This is a genomic window from Endozoicomonas sp. Z74 (assembly GCF_057680865.1).
Window position 1 is genome coordinate 1 of record NZ_JBLYZI010000017.1, and the last position, 19,212, is coordinate 19,212.

Annotated in this window: 21 protein-coding genes; 16 read left to right on the forward strand and 5 right to left on the reverse strand. The window is 51.4% G+C overall.

What is annotated here, in order from left to right; genetic code table 11:
- Positions 1-136: 136 nt before the first annotated feature.
- Positions 137-1,483 (reverse strand): hypothetical protein, encoded by a 1,347-nt coding sequence (locus ACNRUY_RS07025; protein ID WP_488110939.1) that lies wholly within the window; start codon positions 1,481-1,483, stop codon positions 137-139.
- Positions 1,484-2,093: 610 nt separating this feature from the next.
- Between ACNRUY_RS07025 and ACNRUY_RS07030 the strand changes: the two genes are divergently transcribed.
- Both ACNRUY_RS07030 and ACNRUY_RS07035 read left to right on the forward strand, forming a co-directional pair.
- On the forward strand, positions 2,094-2,342 hold the full coding sequence (locus ACNRUY_RS07030; protein ID WP_488110940.1) for a helix-turn-helix domain-containing protein: 249 nt from the start codon (positions 2,094-2,096) through the stop codon (positions 2,340-2,342).
- Between the two features lie 37 nt (positions 2,343-2,379).
- Positions 2,380-3,651 (forward strand): type II toxin-antitoxin system HipA family toxin, encoded by a 1,272-nt coding sequence (locus ACNRUY_RS07035; RefSeq protein WP_488111003.1) that lies wholly within the window; start codon positions 2,380-2,382, stop codon positions 3,649-3,651.
- A gap of 218 nt (positions 3,652-3,869) precedes the next feature.
- Here the strand turns inward: ACNRUY_RS07035 and ACNRUY_RS07040 are convergent, their stop codons facing one another.
- Positions 3,870-4,160, reverse strand: coding sequence for a HigA family addiction module antitoxin (locus tag ACNRUY_RS07040; RefSeq protein WP_488110941.1), 291 nt, complete (start codon positions 4,158-4,160; stop codon positions 3,870-3,872).
- Complete coding sequence (locus tag ACNRUY_RS07045) at positions 4,160-4,303, reverse strand: type II toxin-antitoxin system RelE/ParE family toxin (RefSeq protein ID WP_488110942.1); 144 nt, start codon at positions 4,301-4,303, stop codon at positions 4,160-4,162. The genes ACNRUY_RS07040 and ACNRUY_RS07045 overlap by 1 nt, the downstream gene beginning before the upstream one ends.
- 320 nt (positions 4,304-4,623) lie before the next feature.
- Between ACNRUY_RS07045 and ACNRUY_RS07050 the strand changes: the two genes are divergently transcribed.
- Positions 4,624-5,952 carry an ATP-binding protein gene (locus tag ACNRUY_RS07050; protein WP_488110943.1) on the forward strand — a complete coding sequence of 443 codons (1,329 nt, stop codon included), beginning with the start codon at positions 4,624-4,626 and terminating at the stop codon, positions 5,950-5,952.
- A gap of 212 nt (positions 5,953-6,164) precedes the next feature.
- The gene (locus tag ACNRUY_RS07055) at positions 6,165-6,545 is read left to right on the forward strand and encodes a Cif family virulence factor (RefSeq protein ID WP_488110944.1); all 381 of its coding nucleotides are present in this window, start codon (positions 6,165-6,167) and stop codon (positions 6,543-6,545) included.
- A 339-nt stretch (positions 6,546-6,884) separates the two neighbouring features.
- Here the strand turns inward: ACNRUY_RS07055 and ACNRUY_RS07060 are convergent, their stop codons facing one another.
- Entirely contained in the window at positions 6,885-7,793 is a 909-nt protein-coding gene (locus ACNRUY_RS07060; protein ID WP_488110945.1) for a hypothetical protein, read from the reverse strand.
- Positions 7,794-8,264: 471 nt separating this feature from the next.
- A complete protein-coding gene (gene ahr / locus ACNRUY_RS07065; protein ID WP_488110946.1) occupies positions 8,265-9,281 on the reverse strand; it encodes an NADPH-dependent aldehyde reductase Ahr in 1,017 nt (338 codons plus the stop codon).
- Between the two features lie 146 nt (positions 9,282-9,427).
- Between ahr and flgB the strand changes: the two genes are divergently transcribed.
- The 12 genes from flgB (at position 9,428) to flgL (ending at position 19,156) form a co-directional block, all read left to right on the forward strand.
- Positions 9,428-9,814: a flagellar basal body rod protein FlgB gene (gene flgB / locus ACNRUY_RS07070; RefSeq protein WP_488110947.1), complete on the forward strand. Its 387-nt coding sequence runs from the start codon at positions 9,428-9,430 to the stop codon at positions 9,812-9,814.
- 1 nt (position 9,815) lies between these two features.
- On the forward strand, positions 9,816-10,232 hold the full coding sequence (gene flgC, locus ACNRUY_RS07075; protein WP_488110948.1) for a flagellar basal body rod protein FlgC: 417 nt from the start codon (positions 9,816-9,818) through the stop codon (positions 10,230-10,232).
- 52 nt (positions 10,233-10,284) lie between these two features.
- On the forward strand, positions 10,285-10,941 hold the full coding sequence (locus ACNRUY_RS07080) for a flagellar hook assembly protein FlgD (RefSeq protein ID WP_488110949.1): 657 nt from the start codon (positions 10,285-10,287) through the stop codon (positions 10,939-10,941).
- A 50-nt stretch (positions 10,942-10,991) separates the two neighbouring features.
- Complete coding sequence (gene flgE, locus ACNRUY_RS07085; protein ID WP_488110950.1) at positions 10,992-12,209, forward strand: flagellar hook protein FlgE; 1,218 nt, start codon at positions 10,992-10,994, stop codon at positions 12,207-12,209.
- 16 nt (positions 12,210-12,225) lie between these two features.
- Positions 12,226-12,963: a flagellar basal-body rod protein FlgF gene (gene flgF / locus ACNRUY_RS07090; RefSeq protein WP_488110951.1), complete on the forward strand. Its 738-nt coding sequence runs from the start codon at positions 12,226-12,228 to the stop codon at positions 12,961-12,963.
- Between the two features lie 48 nt (positions 12,964-13,011).
- The gene (flgG, locus tag ACNRUY_RS07095; RefSeq protein ID WP_488110952.1) at positions 13,012-13,797 is read left to right on the forward strand and encodes a flagellar basal-body rod protein FlgG; all 786 of its coding nucleotides are present in this window, start codon (positions 13,012-13,014) and stop codon (positions 13,795-13,797) included.
- 39 nt (positions 13,798-13,836) lie between these two features.
- Positions 13,837-14,571 carry a flagellar basal body L-ring protein FlgH gene (locus ACNRUY_RS07100; RefSeq protein ID WP_488110953.1) on the forward strand — a complete coding sequence of 245 codons (735 nt, stop codon included), beginning with the start codon at positions 13,837-13,839 and terminating at the stop codon, positions 14,569-14,571.
- Positions 14,572-14,603: 32 nt separating this feature from the next.
- Entirely contained in the window at positions 14,604-15,725 is a 1,122-nt protein-coding gene (locus tag ACNRUY_RS07105) for a flagellar basal body P-ring protein FlgI (protein ID WP_488110954.1), read from the forward strand.
- 32 nt (positions 15,726-15,757) lie between these two features.
- A complete protein-coding gene (locus ACNRUY_RS07110; protein ID WP_488110955.1) occupies positions 15,758-16,135 on the forward strand; it encodes a rod-binding protein in 378 nt (125 codons plus the stop codon).
- A 55-nt stretch (positions 16,136-16,190) separates the two neighbouring features.
- On the forward strand, positions 16,191-16,460 hold the full coding sequence (locus ACNRUY_RS07115) for a DUF2442 domain-containing protein (RefSeq protein ID WP_488110956.1): 270 nt from the start codon (positions 16,191-16,193) through the stop codon (positions 16,458-16,460).
- A 132-nt stretch (positions 16,461-16,592) separates the two neighbouring features.
- The gene (flgK, locus tag ACNRUY_RS07120; protein ID WP_488110957.1) at positions 16,593-18,230 is read left to right on the forward strand and encodes a flagellar hook-associated protein FlgK; all 1,638 of its coding nucleotides are present in this window, start codon (positions 16,593-16,595) and stop codon (positions 18,228-18,230) included.
- A 14-nt stretch (positions 18,231-18,244) separates the two neighbouring features.
- Entirely contained in the window at positions 18,245-19,156 is a 912-nt protein-coding gene (gene flgL, locus ACNRUY_RS07125) for a flagellar hook-associated protein FlgL (protein ID WP_488110958.1), read from the forward strand.
- Positions 19,157-19,212: the final 56 nt, after the last annotated feature.

The window sequence follows — 19,212 nt, forward strand, 5'->3', positions numbered from 1 at the left end:
AAGAACGCCAATGGAAACTCTGATAGATGGCAAAGAGATCTGGAAGGAAAAATTTGTAGCCTGAATTTGACCTGACAGACACCCTCTGAAAAATCGGTGACTGTCAGATCAGGTCTGAACTACTACAGATAAAGCATTAGCTTTCAATGTAGTCGCGTACAGCAGTATCAAACTCTCTGACCATTGTTTGGTAGCATGCATTATTTTTACCTATCTTTGCCGGATCAAAGTCAGCCATACTCATTAATCCTTGATAGGTTACCATTGCTTTGCCAAGGTTCTCGCTGAGAAATTTTTGGGGGTTATTAACTTTCCATGAAACAATACCGTTGTCATCAACTTTCATTAAGGCAATCAATCCATAAACAATCGGGGTTATATAGCCCTCGGGGCTTTTGTATTTCATAGGCTGTTCGTAAAACTTAGATTTAGGCGCCTTTTTTAAGTACTTCTTCTGCTTGTCCTTGGGGTCATACTTGCCATCTTCAAAAATCTGTATTTTAGAAATTCGGCCATAACCTGGAGACGCACTATTGTATGCTTCACCTATTGACTCTTCAATATAATCGTAGAGTGCTGGTATTATACTCATGAGTTCAATGGCGCTTTCAAAAGAGTCATTTGAAAGCGCTCTTTTTGCTCCAGAAACAGAATCTGATGCTTTTTCAAAAACTCTATTAAAGTCTTCTACACATGCACCTTTCGAAGAAAAAATCTTGGTTGGGGTTATTTTAATACCAGCAATTTCCTCGGAAATTAATGATATAGGAATAAGTGATAGTGCTACTATCTCTCTAGATTTAATGGATCCTCCATCATTTGTTCTCCATTCGATCTTGTCGCCTAGAGCTTTGTCAAGCTTGGATTTTAGTTTGTCGTAATGTCCTGCTTTATTCGCTTTTGTCTCTTCTTTAAGTTGTGAATTGTTATTTCTAGCTTCAGCAATTTCGAGAATTTCATTTATAAAATTATTCTCCTCTTGGCCATTTGTTGTAAGTATTTCAACTGGGACCAAGAAGCGTTCATCTTCGATTATTTCAGATAACTCGCCTTTATACTCATCCCATTTTTCCTTTAATAGTTCCCAGTTTTTGATCTTTTTATAACCAGCTCCAAGAGAGGTTTTACTGAGAAGGTAAAGAGAAATAGCAAGAGAGTTATGGCCACCATCAAGAACGCCATCTACATCAGGGTCATTCATGTAAATTCTGAATCTCTTGCGTTCGAGTGTGTCGCATACTGATGCAGAAATTAATAAGCCCTTTGTTTTGAATTGAAATAGTTCCTGAGAGCTACATAGACTATCGAAGATGTCATCTGTTACTCGTCCTGCTTTAGGCTTTCTTGGGTTTGCAGCTAAGTCGGAAATGTCAACAATTTTTGCGAAATTTTTCGCGTCAACAACCCCACTGATCCTGGTCAAACAATAATCATTAACTGTAGAAACAGAATCAAATTTAATGATGGCGTTCATGTTTTTCATCTTTAGTCTCCATTTTCATTTTTTATGGAAACTAGACAGGTATTAACCAAGCTGGAATAAAAACGATGGCTTTTGGTATGTTCCTGAACTAGTTTTCACTGTTCATATTTTCGGCTCTTTACCAAGAGCCACTACCTTGTTACCACAAGGTAATTTAACCCTACAATGTTTCTGGACAGATTGTCAAATATTTTTTCGATGGAATTATACATTATGAAAATTCGGGAGGAGGTATGCTTTTAAATTGCATTAATTTAGTAAGTGTTTGTTTATAGGGCATTCGGCTTAATCCTACTCACAATATAAAAGGCGTTCGTTCATTTTAATTTCTTTCATTTGGTTGTTTTCTAGCCTGATGGTTAGGCCTTGCCCGTTCACCCACAATAAAGTCCTTTCGACCAGTATTTTGATATTGCAGTAAGCGAAAGTCTCTTGTATTGAAAAGCAAGGACTACTCATCCACGATGAGTTGCTCAGAACGACTTTCCCGCCTGACGTACAAACGGTACTGAGAAAGCACAGGTTTTTATCTTATGAATCTATATATGGTCATAATTTATTTTAAAGGCTATATTGAATGTATATATGGTCAATATTGCGGTTCTAAAAAATGACTACCCAGACCATTGGGGATGAGTGCCGAACACGGCGAAAAGCCAGGGGTTGGAACCAGACTGAAGCAGCCCATCGAGCCAAAACGACCCGGAGCGTCATTTCAGCGATCGAAAACAATCGCTACCGGGGCGCAATTTGGGCGCTGAACAATTATCTCGGGCTACTGGATCTGGAACTGACTGTGCGTAATGCGTCCAAGCCTGCCTGGGATGACCTGGACCATCTGTTTGGTGATGAGGGCTAGGCTCCATGCTAAGCAAAGGAGACCCGTTTTGGCAAAGATGACAGATACCGGTTTTCAGGACTGGCCAGAAAAAATGAGCCGGGTTCGGGTAGCTTCTCCCGCTGGCTTTTCAGGGTTGTTGAGTTTTGAAAAAGGTTCGTATTGTTTTGCCTATGCCGAACAGGGGGAAGAGGTTTCGTTGACCATGCCCTGGCAGGTGGCTTCCTATAACAGTGGGGCATTACACCCGGTGTTTCAGATGAACATTCCGGAAGGCTATGTCCGTAAAAGGCTGGTTGAGCGGTTACGGCGCTATATCAAAGTGAACGACATGTTGTTTCTGGCCCTCCAGCAAAACAGGGGCATTGGTCGTCTGACTTATGAGAGTGAGCTGAAGGTGGATGTTGGGGGGTATGACAGCCTGGATTCTCTGGTGAACTGGGACAGCCGGGAAAGCGCCTTTGACTATCTGCTGGATAAATACCTGCTAAATACTGCAGCGGTGTCCGGAGTTCAGCCCAAGCTTCTGGTGAATACTCAGAGAGCAAGTGAGCGTGGGTTTCTTGTTGAGCCTGAGTTAATTGTTAAAACCGGTGGTGATGAATACGAGCATCTGGCGCTGAATGAGTTTATCTGTATGAGCATCGCCCGGGACTGTGGGATTCCTGTTCCGGAGTTCTGGCTGTCCCGAAACCGGGAGCTGTTTATTATGAAGCGGTTTGATCTTGACTTTGATCAGGGCTTTGATCAAAAGAGTAGCCGGGCGCTTGGCATGGAAGACTTTGCCGTGCTGATGAAAAAATCCGGGGATGACAAATACCTCAGCTCCTATGAGCAGGTGGCCAAAGTCGTGCAACTGTATACCCGTGACCCCAGGCAGGTGGATCAGATTTTTGACTATGTGGCCATCAGCTGTTTACTGGGGAATGGCGATGCCCATCTGAAAAATTTTGCCCTGCTTTATGACTCGATCAACCCTGTTTCCGGATTGAGGCTCTCTCCTCTTTACGATGTGGTTAACACCACGGTGTATCCACTGGATTCCAATGACCTGGCCCTGAAAATGGAGAAAAGCCGGATGTTTCCCAATCAGGAGCAACTGGTTCGATATGGCAAGCGCATAGGGCTCAGGCATCCTGCGCTCAGGTTGGAGGAAATTGCGGACAAAGCCACGGATTTTATTGCCCGGTTTGATCAGTGGGAGGTGTTTCCTGCCTTGAAGGTTGCGCTGGAACAATCGATCTCCAGAGCCATGTCGGTTTCTGGCTCAGGGGTGAGGCTTCCGGCAAAAAGGGTTAAAAAAAGAAAGTCAGACCGTTTTTTGCCCTGAGCCGTGAAAAGCCTGTTGTTCTGTGGATTTGTAGCTGAATCAGTCTGCTGGCTATTTTGGGGTTGGCGGCAGTTTTAGTGGGAAATGCTGGCTGAAAATCCATAATAGACGGGAGAATAATCCATATTAGTCGGCCGTAAAATCCATATTGGTCGACGTTTCAGTCCGTTTTTGACCGAGCCTTCACTGGCCAGACTTTCTGTCAGGGGGGAACGGCGTCAGGCGGCATCCGGCTGATAGGGGGTGACTTCCAGATTACCCTGTTTCAGATGCCATAGGTCGTAGTCATTCTGCATGGCCAGCCAGACTCCAGCTGAGGGCTTGCCGAATACTTTTTCCAGCCGCAGAGCCATTTCTGCGGTAATGGCTCCCCGGCCATTGATGATTTTGGACAGTGTCTTGCGGCTGACATTCAGATGCTCAGCCGCTTCGGTAATGCTGATGCCCAGAGGCATGAGAATGTCTTCTCCCAGGATTGAGCCGGGGTGTGCAGGGTTATACATTTCCATCAGTGGTAATCCTCGTAATTGACAATTTCTACACCGGCTTCGGTAAATCGGAAAGTGATGCGCCAGTTGCCACTGACGGTTACTGACCAGATGCCCTGACGTCCTCCTTTCAGTGAGTGCAGGCGGTAGCCGGGAATGTCCATTCCAATGAACAGTCACTTGAGGCTGTTTTAGAAAACTTATGGGTACCTGCCCTGAAGGTCTGGAAAGCGTAGGCGAAGAAGCCATTGTTGGCGAACTGGACAAGAGGAAGCTGAAGGTAAGTGTTCAAAGCGGTGGGTGAGATACGCTCCCCGCCCCCTGGTCATCAGTGATGGGCTTTGTATTTTTTGCCAGTAAAAAATATGTGGTTTTGTACTTTTTGCTAGTAAAAAGTTGCTTTTTCTGTATTTTTTCATTGTAAAAAATGACGTTTTTGTGGCTGGTATGCCATAATAAATGCAGTTTTGACTCTGGAGCGGGCATGGAACGGTTATTAACCCGGCAACTGGTTGAATGGCAAAAGCAGCCGCAGCGTAAGCCTGTATTATTGGATGGGGCAAGGCAGGTCGGAAAGACACACCTTATTGAGGAATGCTTTGGGAAGCCCTGTTTTCATCGGGTGATTAAACTGGATTTTCTCGCTAATCCCGGTTTGGGGGCGCTGTTTGAGGAGAGCCTGGTTCCATCGGATATTCTGCTGAATATTGAGCTGGAACTGGATGTGGATATTGATCCTGAAAATGACCTGTTGTTTTTTGATGAAATTGGCGAGTGCCCCAGGGCGCTCAGCAGCCTTAAATATTTTTCGGAGCAACGTCCCGACCTCTATCTTTGCGCATCCGGTTCTAACATTGGCCTGCTGGATGCCTTCCCTGTGGGTAAGGTGGAGTCGCTGGAACTTTTTCCTCTCTGTTTTGAAGAGTTTGTCATGGCGTCGGGTAACCGGAAGATACTGTCAGCTTTTCGCCAGGGATCCCGGCTCCAGGCTGTGCACGGAAAGCTGTGGAGCTTGCTGCTTGATTACTATTACGTGGGTGGGATGCCGGAGGCGGTAGCAGCCTGGTTTTCTGATCAGGACAGTAGCAGCATCAATGAGCGTTGCCGACGGATAGGCCAGATTCACCGGGACCTGCTGACCGGGTATTTGAGAGATTTTGGTAAATATGCCGGGAAAACCAGCGCACAGCACATTGAGCAGGTGTTCCGTAATGTACCTTTGCAGCTGTCCAAAAACCTGGATGGTTCGGTCAAGCGCTACCGGTTTAACGGAGTCATTGAGCGCAAACGAAGCTATATGGATTTGAGTGGCCCTATTGACTGGCTGGAAAAAACAAAACTGGTCTCTCGCTGCTACCCCATCAGCGATAAGCCGAAATCACCGCTTTCTGCGTATCGAAAAGAAAGCTTTTTCAAGTTGTTTCTGTTTGATGTGGGGTTGCTCGGCCATATGCTGGACATCAGCTATAAAGAGCATCTCCAGCAAAGCTTTGAGTATAAAGGGTATCTCGCTGAGAATTTTATTCAGAATGAATTCCGGGTGATGGGTTATTACCCCACCTATTCCTGGGAGCTCAGTCAGGCTGAAATTGAGTTTCTATTCAAAACAGAAGACGGACGAATTGTTCCTGTAGAGGTCAAGTCAGGAAAGCGCACCAGGGCCAAGAGCCTGAAGTCTTATGTAGGGCGTTACACCCCAGGTGTTACCGTAAAACTGATTGGTTCAGTAGGAGGAAACCAGGAAGGCGACAACCCTCACAATAACAAAGTCTGGCCTCTATATTATGCTTCCCGGTTGCGGTTTTTGTCGTGAAAAGCACTTTGCTTTTCTGATATTCATGGTGCTGTTTGATGGGGGTTACTGAATGGATTGAAGCTCGAAGATAACCTCCAGTCCATCAGTGCAGTCAGTCTATGTCGTCGAGAGCTCGGTGCAAGGGCAGCCCTGGCTGATTTAAACATGCTACAGTATTTAATGTTCAGTTAACCTGAACCTGAGTTTAATTCTTTTGAATATCGGTGGTTATGATGACAGATGATGAAAAGACATTGGTTCTCAGCGCTGTGGAACAAGCCAGTCAAAAATGGAAGTCATCGTTTAATGCCGGGAACGCTGCTGGTTGTGCTGATCAGTATGAAAAGGATGCGGTTATGCATGCCCGGCCTTTTGGAACTTATACGGGGACTTCTGAAATTAAGGCCTTCTGGCAAAAATTGATTGATGATGGGTTTAAGGGGGTAGAGTACATTGACCCGAAAATATCGGTGGTTGATAAAGACAGCGCAATCCTTTCTTCAGGTTGGAAAATGAATAAAGCTCAGGGGGTTATTCATAAAGAGCTTTGGGTGTTGCAGCCTGATGGAACCGCTAAGCTAAGGGAAGATGATTTTGAGGCAAAGGGATGAGGCTTTCTTGCCGTTTAGTTCAGTTCTTGCAGTAGTGTAAAACCACCTGCCTGGCAAAAATCATAGGTTGGTTTTTCATGATGTTTTGCATTTGAAACATGCCAGGCATCTATTAGGGAAGGTGCAAATAAGACCTGTGCGTGCTCTGCAAGCTAAACAGCCTGCAGATTGCGACGTTCTGGCATCCCCGCGGTCGCTCACCATGCCATTGCCAAAATAGATGGATAGTTCAGGCCGGCTAACCGTGTAGCTTTGTGCCCAGGAGTTGACAGAGAAGAACAATAACAGGCAGGAAATGACAGTTTTCATGTTTCATCATCCTTGAAAAATGAGTTCTGATTATTGGCCTTTCTCGAAGTGGCACAGCTCTTCTAGGTTGTCTGGCATGGCAAAAGTCATGCCGCTAAAGTAACTGTTGATGGTGTTATAGGCCTTCAGTCGCTCTATGATGTTATAGAGCTTGGCTTTCAGCTTTTGGTAATACTTGTTGGGGTCGTTATTGGCCCTGTATAAAAAGTAGCCAAAGTCAGCGAAAGTCTGGTCAGAAAGCTCTAGTACTTTGGTTTTATCGTAGGCATGGATGAGCTCAGCCTGGCTATTGCTGGCTACTGCTTTGACAGAGGCTACAATCTCCGGTGGCTCCTGCACTGAAGCCGCAATAAACCGCTGAACATCGTCGCGTATCCCATCCTGATCACTGTCGATGCCTGCCAGGCCAACCAGTCCTTCTTCTCCCGGCTCCGGCGGCATGGCATAGAGCCAGCGGCTGTTGTCTTGGGTCTCCTGTTGATTCAAGCACTCTTCCAGAGGCGCACTGTTAAACCGGAAACGGCTGTCGGGGATCAGGCACCGGGGCTGGTTTTTATGGTCGTTGAACATCAGCCTGCCCTTGTTCAGTTTCACCGGGTAGTGCTTGAAGCGGGGTCCTGGCGCCAGCACCGGAATAAAGCGATTTCTGAAACGGAGGACATTGAGGCGGCCACCCCGACCGGAAATGCCCCCGGTATCTGCCTCCCAGTCCTGTTCCTGGCCCTGGTTGCAGGCCGTAAGGGTAACCAGGCGGCCTCTTTGGCCTGGGGGCCATTTTTTCAGCCACTGATGAAACTCAGTGTTTTGCTCTTTCTGGCTGATGACGCCAGCCTGCAGGCAGAGGCCTTCCATGGACAGGGGTTCAAGTGGGCCTTCCGCAAGGCCTGTAGAGGTAGAAAGGCTGAACAGCCCGCCAATGATTAAGCTGCGTGTGTCCATTATTGAAATCCTTTTCGTGGACGTTATCTGAGGTGAACCATCTCCTGTAACAGGAGCTATTTAATCAAAATAAATTAAATCGAATAAAAAATCAGCTCTCTGGGAGGATGAAGGTCTTTTCTGCCATCCACCTACTGGAGTCAACAGGGAAATATACCCGTCGCCTTTCAAGCTGCTACTTTGTTGGCTGCAATCGCTCACCCCAGTCACTTAGTTCATCTAAGCTCCTGGGGTCTCGCTCTTTTGCCGTCGCGTAGCAACTTGAAATCCTTTGGGTATAGACGGCCCTTGTTGTTATTTTCAGCGGCTGGATCTGTCAGCAGCGAGGCAAACCGGTATCTACCTGGTTCCTGGAGAGAGCATTGGCCGTGAGGGGTTTTATCTGTCAGTGCGTGACTTTGATTGGCTGCTGAAAAGCACCTGTCTCTTATGGGAAACCAGGACTTTGCAGCAGGCTCTTGTGGATCAAAGTCATTTTGATGACTGATTATTTCTGAGTACCACCCGATACCGTGGGCTGCCATTGGCCAGATGATCCATGGCCTGATTTACATCGGTCATATCAAAGACCTCCACTTCCGGGTGGATCTTGTGCCGGGCAGCAAAGTCCAGCATTTGGGCTATGGTGGCAGGGCTGCCCACGGGCGAGCCGGAAATGCTCCGCTGGGCCATAAGCAGGGTAAATACATTGAATTGCACTGGCTCGGTTGCTGCACCGAGAAAGTGTAATCGCCCTCTGGGTTTCAGGGTATTGAGGTAGCCTTCCCAGTCCAGGCTGACGTTGACCGTGGAGAGAATCAGGTCAAATTGCCCGGCGGCTTTTGCCAGTGATTTGCTGTCTGTTGAGTCCAGGGTTCGATGAGCGCCCAGAGACAGTGCTTCCGTACGTTTTGATTCTGAACGGGTGAAGGCGGTGACTTCGCAGCCCCAGGCTCGCAGGAATTTAACGGCCATATGACCCAGCCCGCCTATGCCAATGACTGCCACCTGAGCGGTGGGTTTCAGATTGAATTGAACCATGGGGTTATAGACCGTGATCCCACCGCAGAACAGGGGGCCGGCCTTTTCTGAGCTGATACTGTCTGGCAGTTTGACGACGCTGGTTGCCTGAGCCCGGACTTTGTCCGCAAAGCCACCATGGCGGCCAATAAGGGTGCCCTGAGCCGATCCGCACAGATTATGGTCACCCTGAAGACAGGAGGAGCAGTGGTTGCAGTAGGCCGAATGCCAGCCCAGCCCCACCCGGTCGCCTACAGCCAGCCCGGTGACTCTGCTGCCCACTGCGCCAATACGACCAGCCACTTCATGGCCGGGGACAAAGGGATAGGTTGTCATCCCCCAGTCGTTTTTGAGCATACTCAAGTCGCTGTGGCAGATACCACAGAACTCCACGTTAATTTCCACATCGGTTTCTGCCAGTGGGCCCGGGTCGTACTCGAAGGGCTCCAGTGAAACACCGGGTTCCTGCGCAGCAAAGGCTTTGATCATGTTTACACTCCCTGGTAAAGAAGGGTTGGAATGAAAGGGTGATTAAAGAATAGACGGCCTCAACAGATACAAGCTTGTGATACAGGAGAACAGTCGCCGTCTGTTCATAAATCTTGATAGCGTTAACCATTGCTGGAGTGATCAGTATGGCCATCAGCTTTGATACCGCCCTGGGTATTCACCCTCAGGCACTGGCCTTTCGCGGGCTTCGTGCGGAAGTGCTGGCGGGCAACCTTGCCAATGTTGACACCCCCGGGTTCAAGGCCCGGGATCTGGAGTTTGAGGCGGTTCTCAAGCATCAGTTGAACGCCCCCGGCACTGCCAGTGAAGCGCACCTTGAACTCAATCTTTCTGCGGATACCCAGTCTCTTAAATTCAGGATTCCCCATCAACAGAGCAGCGATGGCAACTCCGTGGAACTGGGGGTTGAACAGTCGTCGTTTGCCCAGAATGCCCTGGATTTTCAGACCAGTCTGACGTTTTTGCGGAAAAAATTCAGTTCCCTGGAACTGGCCATAAGAGGAGGTATGTAACGTGTCACTGAGCAACCTTTACGCCATCTCCGGATCGGCCCTCAATGCCCAGACCGTTCGGTTGAACAGCATTGCCAGCAACCTGGCCAATATGTCCAGCGCCGGAAGCTCTCCGGAAGCGGCCTATCGTCCTCTTCGCCCTGTTTTTTCAACCCTTTATGAGCAGGCCAGTGGCGGTGGCCAGTCAGCCCAGGTAACGGTGGACGACGTGTTTAGAATGCCTCCCAGTGACAAAAATCGTCGCTATGAGCCGGGCAGCCCTCTGGCGGATGACGACGGGTACGTCTATTACCCCGATATTAATGTGATTCAGGAAATGGCAGATATGTTATCTGCTACCCGTAGTTATCAGAGCAGTATGGAAGTGATGGTGAGCGCCAGAAAACTCCAGCAACGATTACTGGCTCTGGGAGAGTGATGTTTTTTGACCACACTCCTGGGGTCTTATGTGGACCAGCAAGAGGTGAACGGTGGCAGGGATCAGCCCGGTAAACAATTCGCAGACCACGACTGTCCAGAACCCATCAACAGTCCAGAACCCTTCGGGGTCGCTTCAGGTCAACCAGAACCAGTTTATTGAACTGTTTGTGGCCCAGCTCAATCGTCAGGACCCCCTGGCACCCCTGGATACCAACCAGATGCTGACCCAGCTCTCCCAGATCTCCTCGGTGGAGAGCCTGAACTCCATTGATGAGCGAATCAGTGGGCTCACCAGCTCCCTGGAGCAGACCCAGATGCTGGGGGCAGCCCAGTTGGTGGGCAAGGAAATTCAGGTCAGTACCAACCGGGTCAGCCTTCAGGAAAGCACCGATATCCAGGGGCAAGCGCAACTGCCGGTGAATGCCAGTGATGTGTTGATCCGGGTATACGACTCCAACGGTTCAATGGTGGAGTCCAGCTCGCTGGGGCCGCAGCAGGCTGGAGCGGTGCCATTCTCACTGGATACTCTGGCCCCAGGCAATTACACCATTACCGCAACGGCGGTGAGTGGTGACCAGGCTTTTGCTGCTGGTGTGGGTTTAAAGGCCAGAGTGACCGGAGTTGAAGCCGGAATCGGGGGAGCCAGTCTGCAACTGGATGGCATCGGGTCCTTCCCGCTGTCTTCTGTATCGATGATTGGTGAATAGGGAAACGTATTAACAGACAGCTGAGTTATATAAAAACAGGGAGGTGAGCGATGTCGTTTAAAATCGGATTAAGCGGGCTGAATGCGGCGCAGCAGGATCTGGAGGTGGTGAGTAACAACATCGCCAACACCAATACCGTCGGCTTCAAAGGCTCAAGGGCTGAGTTTGCGGATGTGTATGCATCGTCGGTGGCCGGAGGTAACAGCCAGGTGGCCGGGGTTCAGGTGGCCAATATCAGCCAGCAGTTTTCCCAGGGCAGTATCACCTATACCGAAAACGCCCTGGATATGGCCATCAATGGCCAGGGCTTTTTCATGGTCAGCGACAATGGCGAGCTGGCTTATTCCCGCGCCGGCTATTTCTCTCTGGATGCCAATAACTACCTGGTGAATAACCAGGGCATGAACCTGCAGGGGTACTCAGCGGATGCCTCCGGCAACATTCTGGCAGGTACTCAAACGGATCTGAGAATTGGCCAGAACACCATGGCCGCCCAGGCGACCAGCCAGGTCAGCGGCTCCGCCAATCTGGATGCCCGCTCTACCGCACTGGTTGGAGCCATTAATCCCAGTGATCCAACGACGTTTAATTCCACCATGGCGTTTGATGTGAACGACAGCCTGGGGTCTTCCCATACCGTCAGCCTGTATTTTGCCAAAACCGCAGACAACACCTGGCAGGCGGAGTTCTACTTTGACAATGGTGCTTCCGCAGACCTGACCCAGGCCATCACTTTTAATTCAGACGGTAGCCTGGCGACTCCGGCCGGAGGTATCGTGAACCTGTCGATTCCCGGTGGTGACGCCCGACTGGCGGGGGCCAGCGCCATGAGTATGGATATTGATATTTCCAGCTTCTCCCAGCTGGGAGCGGATTTTTCCGTGAATCAGGTGGCTCAGAACGGTTACCCCCCAGGCTCTCTGACCGGAATCCAGATCACCGGTGAAGGCATTCTGCAGGCCCTTTACTCCAATGGCCAGACCCAGACTCAGGGGCAGATCGTGCTGGCGGATTTTCCTAACGACAATGGGTTGATACCCCTGGGGGACAGTCTGTGGCAGTCCAGTTTTGCTTCCGGAAATGCCCTGGTGGGGATTCCCGGTTCCGGGGTCATGGGTACCCTGGAGTCCGGCGCGCTGGAGCAATCCAACGTGGATATCTCTTCCCAGCTGGTCCGGTTGATTGAGGCCCAGAGTAATTATCAGGCCAATGCCAAAACCATTGAGACCAGCAATAACCTGACCCAGACCCTGATGAATATTATCTGACGAGCGACCGACAGCCATGGATAAAGTCCTTTATATCAGCTCGGCCGGTGCCAACCTGGCCATGAAGGCCCAGCAGGTGCACGCCAATAACCTGGCGAACAGTGCCACCGCCGGGTTCCGCAGGGATTTTGTCAGCAGTCTGGCGGTGGCCCTGGAAGGCGATGGCCTGGGCAGCCGGGTGATGCCAGTGGCCCGGGGACTGGGCAGCAGTTATGAAGCAGGCATTATGGAGACCACCGGGCGCAAGCTGGATGTGGCCATCAATGGTGACGGCTGGCTGAGCGTGGAAACCCCCAACGGCAATGAAGCCTATACCCGTGCCGGCCAGCTGGAGGTGAATGCCCAGGGACAACTGATGACGGCCCAGGGGCTGCCTGTAGTGGGGGAAGGCGGGCCGATTCAGTTACCGGAGTATCAATCCATTGACATTGGAATAGACGGCACGATTACGGTGATCCCTGTTGGAGAAGGAGGGGAGGCTGTTGAGGCAGGGCGGTTGAAACTGGTGAACCCGGAGCCAGGAACACTGACCAAATCTGCGGATGGCCTGTTTGTATCTGCATTTGGGGAAGAGGCTGATGCAGACCCGGAAGTCCGGTTGAGAACCGGTTATCTGGAGTCCAGTAATGTCAATGCCCTGGAAGAGATGGTGTCGTTTTTATCCCTGAGCCGACAGTTTGAGGCCCAGATGAAATTGATGAAAGCGGCGGGGGATATGGCCGCTTCCGGTGACCGGCTGGTCAGGGATCAGTAATACCGGGATGAGAAATGCCGGAATAAGCAATAAAAGGGAGAACAGGGAATGAATCCAGCGCTTTGGGTCAGTAAAACCGGGTTGGCGGCCCAGGAACGGCAGATGGCCATTATTTCCAATAACCTGGCCAACGTAAACACTGTGGGCTTCAAACGTGATCGGGCCAGTTTTGAAGACCTTTTTTACCATATACAACGGCAGCCGGGTGCTTTGAACGACCAGGATAATGAACTGCCATCAGGATTGCAGGTAGGCACTGGAGTCAAGATCACCGGAACCCAGAAGGTGTTCACCCCCGGCAGTTATGAGACCACCAGTCAGGCCCTGGACATGGCCATTGTTGGCAACGGCTTTTTTCAGTTTACCCAGCCGGACGGCACCCAGGTTTATTCCAGAAACGGACAGTTTCAGTTGGACGCCGATGGTCAGCTGGTTAATGCCAACGGGATTCCCCTGGAGCCGGGCATTACTATTCCGGCTGATGCCACCGGGATCAGTATAAGCGACGACGGAATTGTTATGGTCAAGCAGCAGGGGCTGGTGGATCCCACGGAAGTGGGTCAGATCACCCTGGTCAATTTCGTTAATCCCGCTGGTCTGGTGTCCCAGGGGGGCAACCTTTATCAGCAGACTGCCGCCAGCGGTGACCCCATTGAGGCCATTCCCGGCCAGGAAGGGCTGGGGTACCTGAAGCAGTTTACTCTGGAAACCTCCAATGTCAGTACCGTGGAAGAGCTGGTCAATATGATTTCAGTGCAGCGGGCCTATGAGATGAATTCCAAAGTGATTGCTGCTGCTGATGAAATGATGCAGTACGTGAATCAGACGTTGTAGTAAAGAAGCTTAGGAAATAACAAACAACAGGAGTCAGGTATGAAGGCTGGATGGTTGATAGTGGTGTTGATAATGCTGGCAGGCTGTCAGAGCCAGCCGGAAAAAACACCGGCTCCACTGCCTGAGTCCGCCCAAAAGACACCTGAAAAACCTGCGGATCTTGTTCAACCTGTCGTCGTGCAACAACCGGTTTCCGTCTCAGCTTCACCGGCAATTCCCACCGGCAGTTTATTTAATCCCCGTTACAGCAGTTTGATGGTCTCTGACCGGCGGGCTTATCGGTTGGGGGATATTTTGACGGTTGTACTGGAAGGGAATACGGATATCAAAATGGGTGGGGGAAGCAATGTGGTCAAGAACAACACCATTTCTATTCCAGATCCCACCATTTTGGGTAGAAGCAGTGCCAGCCTATTGCCAGGTAGTGGTAACTCTCTCGCTTTTGATATTCAGCCATCCAGAGATTACGGGGGAACCACCAGTGCCAACCGGACCAACAGGCTTGAAGGCAATGTGGCTGTGAAAGTGGTTGAAGTCCTGGACAATGGCACCCTCAAAATAGAGGGAGACAAGTGGCTGACCATAAACTCAAACCGGGAACGGATTCGTATTAGTGGGTTGGTTCGGCCTGAAGATGTCAGTACGGATAATACGGTGTCGTCTAATCGGCTAGCAGAAGCCAAGGTGGACTATGTGGCTTTGGGAATCAATGCAGATGCCCATAAGCCCGGCTGGTTAACCCGGATGTTGAATAGCCCATGGTTTCCATTTTAGGGCGGCTTAACGCTATGGAAATACGCTACCCAATGTTTCACCCAGTCTTGATCAGCCTGCTGTGCTTGATCTTGCTATTGCCTGATTCTGCCAGTGCACGGCGTTTGCTGGATATGGTGGATGTTGAAGGTGTACGTGCCAACCAGCTGATCGGATATGGATTGGTGGTGGGGTTGGATGGTACAGGGGATAAGTCGTCGTTTACCAAGCAGTCCCTGGTCAATATGCTCCGGGAATTTGGCCTGACCATTACCAGTAATGATGTGAACTCCAAGAATGTCGCAGCAGTTACTGTTCACTCCACGCTCCCACCCTTTGCCCGCCCCGGCCAGAAACTGGATATCACTGTGTCGTCCATTGGCGATGCCAAAAGCCTCCGTGGGGGAACCCTGCTGTTTACCCCATTGAAAGGGGCAGATAACCAGATTTATGCCATTGCCCAGGGCAGCCTGATTGTCGGTGGTGTTTCGGCGGAAGGGGTGACCGGAAAAGCCGATAGCCCGGGAGCTGGCAGCCGGATCCAGATCAACAGCACCAATGCCGGGCGTATTCCCGGTGGGGCGCTGGTGGAACAGTCTGTGAAAACGGCGTTCAACCATGGCAATGGGCTGGTGCTGAACCTGAAAGAGCCCAGCTTTACTTCAGCCCGGCGGATTGTTCAGGCCATCAATGAGTTCTTTGGCCCCGGTGTGGCAGCGGCTGACAACGGTGTCTCTATTCAGGTGTCGGCCCCCAGGGACAGCAGTCAGCGGGTGGCGTTTATGTCGATGCTAGAGGGGATTGAGGTTCAGGCCGCGGCTCCGTCTGCCCGGGTGATTTTCAACTCTCGCACTGGCACTGTGGTGATGGGAGAAAATGTCCGGGTGCGTCCGGCCGCTGTCAGTCACGGTAATCTTGTGGTCAAAGTGAGGCAGACGGCATCCGCCAGTCAGCCCGGAGCCTTCTCCAGCGGTGGCAATACTGAAGTGATTATGAACAGTGATGTGGCCATAGAAGAGCAGGATGCCGCCATTTATCTGGTGCCGGAAGGGGTAACTCTGGAGGAGGTGGTGTCAGCCATCAACGGTGTGGGGGCGACTCCAACCGATTTGATGTCGATTCTGGAAGCCCTCAAGGCTGCGGGAGCCCTGGAAGCGGAATTGATTGTTATCTAAATAGTGACCCAAATAAAAAGCGGGAACGTTGAATGATCTCAACCATCAACCCTCTGGCCCATTCGGATGTTACGGCCAATGCCAGCCGTCAAGCTCCGGAAGATCTGGAAAGTGCTGCCAAAGCCTTTGAGTCGTTGTTTGTCAACGAGCTGCTGAAGGGCATGCGTAAAGCTAACGAAGCGCTGATGGCGGGCAATGATGACCTGCCCATGATGGGAGACGATGTCCGCTTTTTCTATTCCATGTTTGACTCACAGCTGGCCCAGCATCTGAGCGACAACGGTGGCCTGGGAATTGCCCAGGCCCTGATTCGCCAGCTGGGTGACCAGGGCTCTGAGAACCCGACCAGTGGTGCTAAAGAGGGGGGATTTTCAGGCCGATGGCACTCCCAGTCACTTGATTTTGAGTGAACCTGATTGCGGTTACAGAAAACTCTTCTAAGGTCATACGCCAGGAGGTAAGCGTATGCCCTGGAGTAAAGCTGTGAATAAAGTTGTTTCTGTGAAGGCCAAGCCGGGATATGTCCTGGTTGTGACCTTCGATGACGGGCTTCAAGGCGAGCTCTCTATCCATGACCGCCTGTATGGTGAGATGTTTTCTCCCTTGAAGGAGTGGGATCTGTTTGCACAGGTCGATGTTGACGAGTTTGGTGCCATTTGCTGGCCTAATGGTGCTGATCTTGCTCCGGATGCTCTATACGATCAGTTATCCAAAGAGCAACGTCAGTGTGGCTAACCGGGATTTAACATACAGGTGAGCGTATTTGACTATGGATGGAAAGGCCACCTTCAAGGAAGAAAGTAGTCACCTCATGCCGTCGGGTTTGATCCGGTGTGAGCATGATAATAAACAACAGCAGGGCCGCCCATGAGCCTGACCCAGATCGGCACCTCCGGGCTGCTGGCCAGCCAGAAATCCCTGACGGTCGCCAGTAACAACATCGCCAATGCGGAAACCGAAGGCTACAGTCGCCAGACGGTTCAGTACACTCCCACCTATACCCTTTACCCGGGCATTGGTGCCCTGGGCACCGGTGTCAGCGCCAGTTCGGTCAATCGCATTGCCAGTGATTTCCTCACAGCCCAGCTCTGGGAGAGTCAGTCCTGGTTCAGTGAAACCCAGATCCGCTCCCAGTATCTCAATGACCTGGATCAGTGGCTGGGCAACCAGAGTACCTCCCTGTCCGGGGGCTTTGAAAACTTCTTCACCGCACTGAATGGCAGTTCGGTGGACCCTTATTCCTCCAGCTCACGTCAGGTGGTGATCACTGAAAGCGAGGGGCTGGCGGGCCGGTTCAATACCCTTTATGCACAACTCGACGGCCAGGCCGGTATGATCGGTCAGCAATTGCAGGCGTCGGCGGATCAGGCCAACAGTCTGTTGACCAATATTGCGTCATTTAACGACCAGCTTCGTGCGTTATCCACAGGCAGTCAGCCCGCCAATGAGCTGATGGATCAGCGGGACCAGGCAGTTCGTGAACTCTCGGAAATTCTGGCCGTGAATGTGCTGGAGCAACCCGACGGCTCTTACAGTATTTATATGAAAACCGGCCAGCCCCTGGTGCTGGGCAACCGTAACAATACGTTGAATGTCACGGGGCAGGTGGATCAGGCAGACGGCTTCCAGCTGGAGCTGGTGGCCGGTCAGGCTCAAATTCCTCTGAGTGGCGATGTGGGCGGAGCTCTGGGTGGGCTGCTGGCCTATCAGTCCGGTGCCCTGGTTCAGGCAAGAAATGAGTTGGGGCGCCTGGCGGTGGTGGTGGCCGATCGTGTGAACAGTCAGCTTCTCGCCGGAGAGGACGTGAATGGTAACCCCGGTACTGAACTGTTTAATGATCTAACCAACCCGGTGGGGGCGGTCATGCCCCTGGATACTGTTTCCACAGCGGTCAGTGCACTGCGCATTAATGACTCGAACCAGCTGATGGCCAGTGATTATGACCTGAGGGTGGATAATGCCGGTAATTACAGCATTACCCGGCGAAGTGATCAGTCGATGGTGGCGTCGGGAGTGTTATCCGGTGCGGGTACTGACACCCTGAGTTTTGACGGGGTGGAGATTGATATTGATGCCACGGCCATCGATCAGTCCTACCGGCTGGCTCCGGTGCGTTATGCCGCCCGTGAATTGAATGTGGTCTTGTCAGACCCCGCGGCGCTGGCCTTTGCCGCTGTGGGCAGTGGACCGGGGGATAATACCAACCTGCTGAGCCTGGTAGCCCTGCAGTCCCAGAACGTGATGAACAATGGCCAGAGCACACTGGCCACCGGATATTCCGGGTTTGTGGGAGACATGGCGGTGCTGACCTCCCGAATCAAAACCGAATCAGAAGGGGGCGCGGCCCTGCTGACCCAGGCGGAAGCGGCTCGAGGCTCCTACAGTGGTGTCAACCTGGATGAGGAGGCGGCCAGCCTGCTCCGGTTCCAGCAATTGTACAGCGCCAATGCCCGGGTGATTTCAGTGGCGCGTTCCACCTTCGATGCTTTGCTGGCCATGTTCTAAAGGGAGATTGGTGGATGCGCATCAGCACCGGAAACTTCAATAACACCATGTTGAGAGTGATGCAGGGAAGTTTGCAGAACCTGGCCAGAACCTCGGATCAGCTGGCCACCGGCCGGCGGATTCTGCAACCGTCAGACGATGCCATTGATACCGTCAAGGTGCTCCAGCTGAACAATGAACTGACCGCCATTCGCCAATATGAGGATAATATTGCATCGGCATCCGGGCAGCTGATGCAGCTGGATGCGTTGTACAGCAGCATGAATGACCTGCTACTCAGGGCCCGGGATGTGGTGCTGCAGGCCGCCAATGGTACCCAGAATGCCGATAACCTTGCCTCCTTTGCCACCGAGCTGGAAACCATTAATGAAACCCTGTTGAGCCTGGCCAATTATCAGTCGGCGGACGGGCAGTACCTGTTTTCAGGCACCACCACCACCCAGAAGCCAGTGACTTTATCCGGAGCGGATTATGTATACGGGGGGAACAACCTCTTTCGTGAGGTGGAAGTCAGTGGTTCCGCCCGGATTCAGACGACCCAGCCGGGGGATGAGCTCTTTTTTGACCCCATGGCCACCCCGCCCATGGACAGTATTTTTGATGCCCTGCAGGCCGCAGCTGATGAACTGAAAACCCCCATCAATCTTTCCACAGTGCTGTCGGATACCCTGACCTGGATTGATGATACCACCGGGCGTATCGGCAAAGCCCAGACCCGGGGCGGCAGTGACCTGAGCCTTCTGGACGGTATCCGGGAAAGCCATGGCGATATCAGCCTGTTTGCCGAGCAGCTCAAATCCGATCTGGAAGCGGTGGATATGATCGAGGCAACCACCCGTCTCAGCCAGCAGCAGACGGTTCTGGCGGCCAGCCAGCAGGTCTACGCCAGCATAAAACAGTTGTCGCTTTTTAATTACCTTTCTTAAGTTTTCCCCAGCGGTGGCCGATGGATAACCTGACTCTCCGGATCCACGGCTTCAGG